The organism is Thioalkalivibrio sulfidiphilus, assembly GCF_000377945.1.
In the GTDB taxonomy this organism is placed as follows: Bacteria; Pseudomonadota; Gammaproteobacteria; order Ectothiorhodospirales; family Ectothiorhodospiraceae; genus Thioalkalivibrio_A; species Thioalkalivibrio_A sulfidiphilus_A.
On the sequence record NZ_KB898959.1, the window covers coordinates 20864 to 28810 of the forward strand.

At 67.1% G+C, this 7947-nt stretch carries 6 protein-coding genes; 5 read left to right on the plus strand and 1 reads right to left on the minus strand.

Annotation, left to right across the window (positions count from 1 at the left end):
* Window positions 1-46 precede the first annotated feature (46 nt).
* Window positions 47-2584 (minus strand): EAL domain-containing protein, encoded by a 2538-nt coding sequence (locus D580_RS0113115; protein ID WP_018954829.1) that lies wholly within the window; start codon window positions 2582-2584, stop codon window positions 47-49.
* 354 nt (window positions 2585-2938) lie between these two features.
* Between D580_RS0113115 and hemB the strand changes: the two genes are divergently transcribed.
* The 5 genes from hemB to D580_RS0113145 all read left to right on the plus strand — a co-directional run bounded on the left by hemB (window position 2939) and on the right by D580_RS0113145 (window position 7781).
* Window positions 2939-3949, plus strand: a complete 1011-nt coding sequence (gene hemB, locus D580_RS0113125; protein ID WP_018954831.1) for a porphobilinogen synthase — start codon at window positions 2939-2941, stop codon at window positions 3947-3949.
* 90 nt (window positions 3950-4039) lie between these two features.
* On the plus strand, window positions 4040-4861 hold the full coding sequence (aroE, locus tag D580_RS0113130) for a shikimate dehydrogenase (protein ID WP_018954832.1): 822 nt from the start codon (window positions 4040-4042) through the stop codon (window positions 4859-4861).
* Window positions 4862-4993: 132 nt separating this feature from the next.
* Complete coding sequence (locus D580_RS0113135) at window positions 4994-5650, plus strand: OmpA family protein (protein ID WP_018954833.1); 657 nt, start codon at window positions 4994-4996, stop codon at window positions 5648-5650.
* A 175-nt stretch (window positions 5651-5825) separates the two neighbouring features.
* On the plus strand, window positions 5826-6362 hold the full coding sequence (locus D580_RS0113140; protein WP_026289975.1) for a macro domain-containing protein: 537 nt from the start codon (window positions 5826-5828) through the stop codon (window positions 6360-6362).
* A gap of 18 nt (window positions 6363-6380) precedes the next feature.
* Window positions 6381-7781, plus strand: a complete 1401-nt coding sequence (locus D580_RS0113145) for a nicotinate phosphoribosyltransferase (protein ID WP_018954835.1) — start codon at window positions 6381-6383, stop codon at window positions 7779-7781.
* Window positions 7782-7947: the final 166 nt, after the last annotated feature.

The window sequence follows — 7947 nt, forward strand, 5'->3', positions numbered from 1 at the left end:
TGCGCCTTCCCTTTGAATTTTGAATCTTGAATTTTGAATCGCCCCATCAGTGCAACGGGCGTTTCGGCGCCGCAATGACCCGGCCGGGAGCCGCCCCGGGCTGCATCTCCACACCCCTGGCGGGCGGCACAGGCGTCTGCGCGGGCTCGCCCAGGTAGAAGCCCTGGGCATAATCCACGCCCATGGCCTGCAGGCAGGCCAGCACCTCGGGGCCTTCCACGTATTCGGCCACGCTCTTCAGGCCCATGGCATGCACGATGTCGTTCATGGCCGCGACCATGGCCCGGTCGGTGGCATCCAGGTGCAGTTCGCGGACGAACTGGCCGTCGAACTTGACCACGTCCACGGGCAACTGCTTCAGGTGCGACATGGAGCAGAAGCCGGTGCCGAAGTCGTCCAGGGCGAAGCGCACCCCGTGTGCCCGCAGCCGGTCGATGAAGGCGCGCGCCGCCGCCAGGTTGAGGATGGCGCAGGTCTCGGTGATCTCGAACACCAGGCAGGTGAGATCGACGCCTGAGCCGAGCACCTGATCGCGGATGCGCTCCAGGGTGGGGATGTCGCTCAGGGTGCGGCCCGAGAGATTGAGGTTGAACACCACTTCGCGGCCCTGGCCGTGCAGGTCGCGCAGTACAGCCAGGGCCCGGTCCAGGGCCCAGGCGTCGATCTCCGGCATCAGGCCGAAGCGCTCCGCCACCGGGATGAAGTCGCCGGGCAGGGTGAGCACCTCCGGGGCGATCTCCAGGCGCAGCAGCACCTCGTAGTGTTCCCGGCTGGTCGTCTGGGGCATGACCGGCAGGATGGGCTGGTAATGGAGCTGGAACTGGCTCTGCTGCAGGGCCTCCCGCAGCCGGTCGGCCCAGGCCAGGTCCCGGCCCATGAAGGCGCGCTCGTCCCGGTTCGGATCGTAGACATGGAACTGATTGCGCCCGGCGCGCTTGGCGGCATGGCAGGCGATGTCGGCACTGGCCAGCACGTCGGCCGCGGTCTCCCGGGCGTTGCCCAGCCAGGCGGCGCCGATGCTCAGGTTGAGCCGGTAGTTGCGCTCCCCCACCCGGAAGGTGCTCTCGTGCAGCAGCCGCCGCAGGCCGCCGCTCAGCTTCTCCAGCGCCTGCGGGTCGGTCTGGGGCAGGATCACGGCGAACTCGTCGCCGCCCAGGCGCGCCAGCACCGGGCCTTCGCCCAGGTGGGCCCGCAGCCGGTGGGAGACCTCCACCAGCAGGCTGTCGCCCACCGGGTGGCCGGCGGTGTCGTTGATGTACTTGAAGCGGTCCAGGTCCAGCAGCAGCAGGGCGCTGCGATGGCCGGTGGCCTGGCAGCGGGCCTGCTCCGCCTCCAGGGCCCGTTCCAGGTAGCGACGGTTGTAAAGGCCCGTGAGCTCGTCGTGCTCCGCCTGCCAGTGCAGCTGGGCCTCCATGGCGTTGCGCTCGGAGACGTCCTGGAAGGCCACCACTGAGCCCGCTTCACTGAAATTCTCGCTCAGGGGATGGATGCTGCCGGCCACGGGGATCAGTCGCCCGGAGCGGTGCCGGAACACCGTCTCCCAGCCCCCCATCACCTCGCCGCTGGCGTAGGCCTGGCTCAACGGGCAGCGTTCCGGCGGTACCGGGCGCCCGTCCCGGTTGATGCCATGGAACAGCACATGGGCCGACTGGCCCAACACCTCGTCCGGGTCCCGTATGCCCAGGATCCGGCAGGCGGCGGGGTTGATGAAGGTGATGCGGCCTTCCCGGTCCACACCGTAGATGCCGTCACCCGCCGATTCCAGGATGGCGGCCTGGCGCTGGTGGCTCAGGGCCACCGCCTTGTGGGCGCGGATGGAGCGCCACAGGGCGCCGATGCGGGCCAGGAAGAGGTTTTCCGCCTCGTTCTTGAACAGGCACTCCACGGCGCCGGCATTGAGGCAGTTGCGGATCACCTCGTCGTTGTAGATGCCGGTGAGCACCGCCAGCTCCATGTGGCGGGAGCGCGGGTCTGACTTGAGCCGGCTACACAACCGGTCGCCGTTCTCCCCGGGCATGAAATAATCCACCACCGCCAGGTCGAAATGTTCCCGGCAGGCCAGCTCGAAGGCGCTGGCCGGGTCGGCGCAGGTCTTCACCTCGTAGCCATCCCGGTGGAGCAGGCGCTGGTAGAAGAATCGCACGCTGGGGGAGTCGTCCACCAGCAGGATGCGGATGTTACGGGCGGGAGATTCGCGGGCCTCATCGGCGGGCCTGAGCAGCACGGCCAGGGTGCCGACCGCCTCGCCATGGGTGTCCCAGGGCACCACGGCGGAGAGGCGTCGCCCCTGGGCCCAGGCCATCAACTGCGGCTGCATCTCGGGTGCCAGCAGCACCACGGCCAGGTGGCTGTAGTCGGGGGTATTCAGGCGAGTGAGGAGTTCATGGTCCCGGTCCCCGGGGACGCCGGGCCAGCCCAGCAGGATGCCCGCGAGGCCGTCCAGGCAGTGGCTGTCATCCAGGCACGACAAGGCCGCCTGCGTGTGTTCGCAGGCGACCGGTTCCAGTCCATGGCGCTCCAGGCCACGGCACAGGATGTAGCGAAGCGTGGAAGACTCCTCTACCACGAGGACGCGATGGGTCATCGCTCCTCCCCCTGGTTGATCCGTGCCTGTCTGTCGCAGGTGGCAGTGCCCCGCCCGGGCCCCGATGGGGAGCGCCGGTGCGGCGGATCGATGGTTGTGTGCGTGAGATGCTTTATACCCTGGACGCCCGAGCTGCCATGAATCAGGCCGTCGAGCCGACCAACGGTATGTTTTTGCAGCTTTTACAGCAGTGTGACAGTCCATACAAGCACATTCAGTGCATGCGAATATTCCGCGAGCCGGATGAGCGCCCCGTCACAGCGAGCAGATCGGCGGCCGCAGTAGAAGGGTGGTGAGACATACGGGCTAGATCCGCTATCCTGTGCGGGCCCAAGCACTCGGAGTTGGAGTCCCATGCATCCCTATCCCGGTTATTTCTCCATGGCGCGGCCGCGGCGCATGCGCCGCGACGATTTCTCCCGGCGCCTGATGCGCGAGCATCAGCTGAGCTGCGATGACCTGATCCAGCCGGTGTTCGTGCTCGAGGGCAAGGAGCGCCGTGAGCCGGTGCCGTCCATGCCCGGTGTGGAGCGCCTGTCCATCGACCTGCTGCTGCGCGAGGCGGAGGTCTGCGCCCGGCTCGGCGTGCCGGCCATGGCCCTGTTCCCGGTCACGCCACCCGAGGCCAAGAGCGAGGATGCCGCCGAGGCCTTCAACCCCGAGGGCCTGGCCCAGCGGGCGGTGCGGGCGTTGAAGCAGGCGGTGCCGGAACTGGGGGTGATCACCGACGTGGCCCTGGACCCCTTCACCACCCACGGCCAGGACGGGCTGATCGACGAGACCGGCTACGTCATGAACGACGAGACCGTGGAGGTCCTGGTCCAGCAGGCCCTGTCCCATGCCGAGGCCGGCGCCGAAGTGGTGGCCCCCTCGGACATGATGGACGGGCGCATCGGCGCCATCCGCGAGGCCCTGGAAGAGGCGGGCCACATCCATACCCGCATCCTGGCCTACTCCGCCAAGTACGCCTCCAGCTTCTACGGCCCGTTCCGGGATGCGGTGGGCTCGGCCGCGAATCTGGGCGCCGGCAACAAGTACACCTACCAGATGGACCCGGCCAACAGCGACGAGGCCCTGCGCGAGGTGGCCCTGGACCTGGAGGAGGGCGCCGACATGGTCATGATCAAGCCGGGCCTGCCCTACCTGGACATCGTGCGCCGGGTGAAGGAGTCCTTCGGCGCGCCCACCTTCGTCTATCAGGTGAGCGGCGAGTACGCCATGCTCAAGGCCGCCGCCCAGAACGGCTGGCTGGACGAGCGCACCTGCGTGCTGGAGGCGCTTACCTCCATGAAGCGCGCCGGTGCCGACGGCATTCTCACCTACTATGCCCGCCAGGTGGCGGAGTGGTTGAAGGCCAGTGGCTAGTGGCAAGTCTCAAGTGGCAAGGGAACATATGTCCTGCCGTAGGCAGGACAGAACGCTTTCCTTGCCACTAGCCACTTGAGACTTGCCACTATGGATAAGTATGCCGTCATCGGCCACCCCATCGGCCACAGCAAGTCGCCGCGCATCCATGCCCTGTTTGCCGAGCAGACCGGGCAGGACATGGCCTACGAGGCCGTGCTCGCGCCCCTGGACGGCTTTGCCGACACGGTGTGCCGCCTGGTGGGCGAAGGCTACCGGGGCTTCAACGTGACCGTGCCCTTCAAGGGCGAGGCCTTCGAACTGGCCGATGCGCTCACCGACCGGGCGCGGCGCGCTGGCGCGGTGAATACCCTCAAGGTACAGGCCGACGGCGCGCTGCTGGGCGAGAACACCGATGGCGTGGGGCTTGTGACGGACCTGGTGAACAACCTGGGCGTGGCGATCGCCGGCCGTGATCTGGTGGTGCTGGGCGCGGGCGGTGCGGTGCGCGGCGTGCTGGCGCCGCTGCTGGCGCTCGGGCCCGCCTCACTGCATATCGCCAACCGCACCGGTGCGCGGGCCGAACAGCTAGCGCAAGACTTCGCCGACCTGGGGCCGGTCACCGGCGGTGACCTGGACAGTCTCAAGGGACGCCAGGCCCATGTGCTGATCAACGGCACCTCCGCCGGGTTGGATGACGAGGTGCCTGCCCTGCCCGATGACCTGCTCCACGTCGATGGTGGTTGTTATGACATGATGTATGGAGACCGGCCCACCGCCTTTCTGCGCTGGGCCGCTGCGCACGACGCCGCCTGGACGGCTGATGGTCTGGGCATGCTGGTGGAGCAGGCGGCGGAATCCTTCGCCCTGTGGCGTGGCGTGCGACCGCAGACCGGGCCGGTGATCCGAACCCTGCGACCCGTTCAGCCCTGATTCAGACAAACCGCGGTTTCATAAACAACATTCAAACAACATTCAAGATTCAAGATTCAAAATTCAAAGGGTTTGGAGTATCACCTTGAATCCTGAATCCGTCACCATGAATCGTTCTTTCCGGAGAGTGTTATGAAAAAGTCCCTGCTCGTACTTGCCCTGGCCGGCGTGGTCGGCTTCACCGGCTGCACCACGATCGATCCCTACACTGGTGAGCAGCGCACCAGCCGCGCCACCCAGGGTGCCCTGATCGGCGCCGCCGCCGGCGCGGTGATCGGCAACGTCACCGGCAGCCGCGACCGCACCAAGCGGGCCATGATCGGCGCCGGCATCGGCGCACTGGCCGGCGCCGCCGTGGGCAACTACATGGACCAGCAGGAGGCGGAGCTGCGCCGCGAGCTGGAAGGCACCGGCGTGAGCGTGACCCGCGACGGTGACAACCTGATCCTCAACATGCCCGGCAACATCACCTTCGACGTCAACCGCGACGAGGTGAAGTCCGAGTTCTACCCGGTGCTCAACTCCGTGGCCAAGGTGCTCAAGAAGTACGACAAGACCGCCATCGAGGTGGCCGGTCACACCGACAGCACGGGCACCGTGGAGCACAACATGGCCCTGTCCCTGCGCCGTGCCGACAGCGTGGCCGGCTACCTCCTGGGCCAGGGCATCCAGAACGTGCGCATCGCCACCATCGGCTTCGGCCCCCACCGCCCCATCGCCGACAACAACACCGCCCAGGGCCGCAGCCTGAACCGGCGCGTGGAGCTGACGCTGATTCCGCTCACCTGATGGGTCGTAAGGCGTAAGGGGTGAGGGGTGAGGAGTAAGGCGGTGAAGTTTTCCTCCTCACCCCTCACCCCTCACCCCTCACCCCTCACCCTTCATCCTTCATCCTTCATCCACACCCCACATCCTCGTCTATCCTCCTATCGAGGATCTGCCATCGACGAGGAGACGCCGGCCCATGACTGCAAGGACCATGCACGGGGTCATCATCGAATGCGTCAGCGGCGACATTGCCCACCAGTCGGACATGGATGCCGTGGTCAATGCCGCCAATGCCTGGCTGCGCACCGGCGGCGGTGTGGCCGGGGCCATTCACCGGGCAGCCGGACCGGGGCTCGAGGCCGAGTGCGCGCCACTCGCGCCCATCGAACCGGGACAGGCGGTCATCACCAGCGGGCACGACCTGCCTAACCGCTTCGTGATCCATTGCCTCGGGCCGGTCTACGGCCATGACGAGCCGGCGGACGCGCTGCTCGCGTCCTGCTATCGCAATGCCCTGAAGCTGGCCGACCAGGCAGGCATCGGGAGCATCGCCTTCCCGGCCCTGTCCACCGGCGCCTTCGGCTATCCCATGGAAGAGGCGGCCCGGGTGGCGTTGCAGACCGTGATCGACACCCTCAAAACCCGATCCTCCGTGCGCCACCTGCGCTTCGTGCTGCACACCCAGGCCGACCGGGATCTGCATGTGCGCGTGCTCGACGAACTGATTCACTGAGCGTTACGGAGTTGCCCCATGGATGAGATGGCGACACCAGGGACCCCCTGTGACCAGGGCCTGGCCCTGTTCACGGATCTCTATGAACTCACCATGCTGCAGGCCTACCTGGAGGAGGGCATGCATGGGGAGGCGGTGTTCACCCTGTTCGTGCGCCGCCTGCCGGCGCGGCGCAACTACCTGCTTGCCTGCGGGCTGGACACGGTGCTGGGTCAGCTGGAAGACCTGCGTTTCACCCGCGCGGACCTGGACTACCTGGGCGGTCTTGGACCGTTCAAGGACAGATTCCTGCGCTGGCTGGAGGACTTCCGGTTCACCGGTGCGGTGCACGCCGTGCCCGAAGGCACGCCGGTATTCGCCAACGAGCCCATCCTGGAGGTGGTCGCGCCCCTGCCCGAGGCGCAGCTGATCGAGACCCTGGTGATGAACCAGGTCCATCTTCAGACCGTGATCGCCAGCAAGGCCGCGCGCCTGGTGGAGGCGGCCGGCGGGCGGCCAGTGGTGGATTTCGGTGCCCGGCGCATGCACGGCCTGGATGCCGCCATCAAGGGCGCCCGGGCGTTTCACATCGCCGGCGTGGCCGCCACCTCCAATGTGCTTGCGGGCCGGCTCTACGGCCTGCCGGTGCGGGGCACCATGGCCCACAGTTACATCCAGGCCCACGTGGACGAGGCCGCTGCATTTATCGCCTTCGCACGGCTCTACCCGGAGACCGTGCTGCTGGTGGATACCTACGACACGCTCGCAGGCATCGACCGTGTGATCGCGCTGGCAAAGGAGATGGGCGATGCGTTTCATGTCAGTGCCGTGCGCCTGGATTCCGGCGACCTGGCGAGCCTCGCCCTTGAGGGACGCGCGCGCCTGGACGAGGCCGGGCTCTCGCAGGTGGGGATCTTCGCCAGCGGCGGCCTGAACGAGGACGTGATCGCCGAACTGCTGCAGCACGGCGCACCCATCGACGGTTTCGGCGTGGGCACCAGCATGGGCATCTCCAGCGACGTGCCGGACCTGGACATCGCCTACAAGCTGGCCGAGTACGCCGGTGAAGGCCGGCTCAAGCTCTCCAGCGGCAAGCCCATCCTGCCCGGGCGCAAGCAGATCTTCCGGGAACAGCGGGACGGGCTCTACGCGGGTGACGTGATCGGCCGTCTGGATGAGGATCTGCCGGGGGAACCCTTGCTGGTGAAGGTGATGGAACACGGACAGCGACTGAACAGCCACCAGCGGGACCTGAAGTGCCTGCGTGACCATGCCGCGGACTGTCTCAAGCGCCTGCCCGCGGACATCCGTGCCATCACCCCGGCAGACGAACCCTACCCCGTGCGGATCAGCGCGGCGCTCGCCGATCACCAGCGAGCGGTGCGCGAGGTGATCGAAACGCGTCACCGTTCGAGCGAGAGGGGGGGATGTGAGGAGTGAGGGGTGAGGGGTGAGGGGTGAGGAGTGAGGAGTGAGGGGCTTGCATCTATAGCCGGAGGGACTACCCTCCCCGCCTAACGCCTAACGCCTAACGCCTAACGCCTAACGCCTAACGCCTAACGCCTAACGCCTAACGCCTAACGCCTAACGCCTAACGCCTAACGCC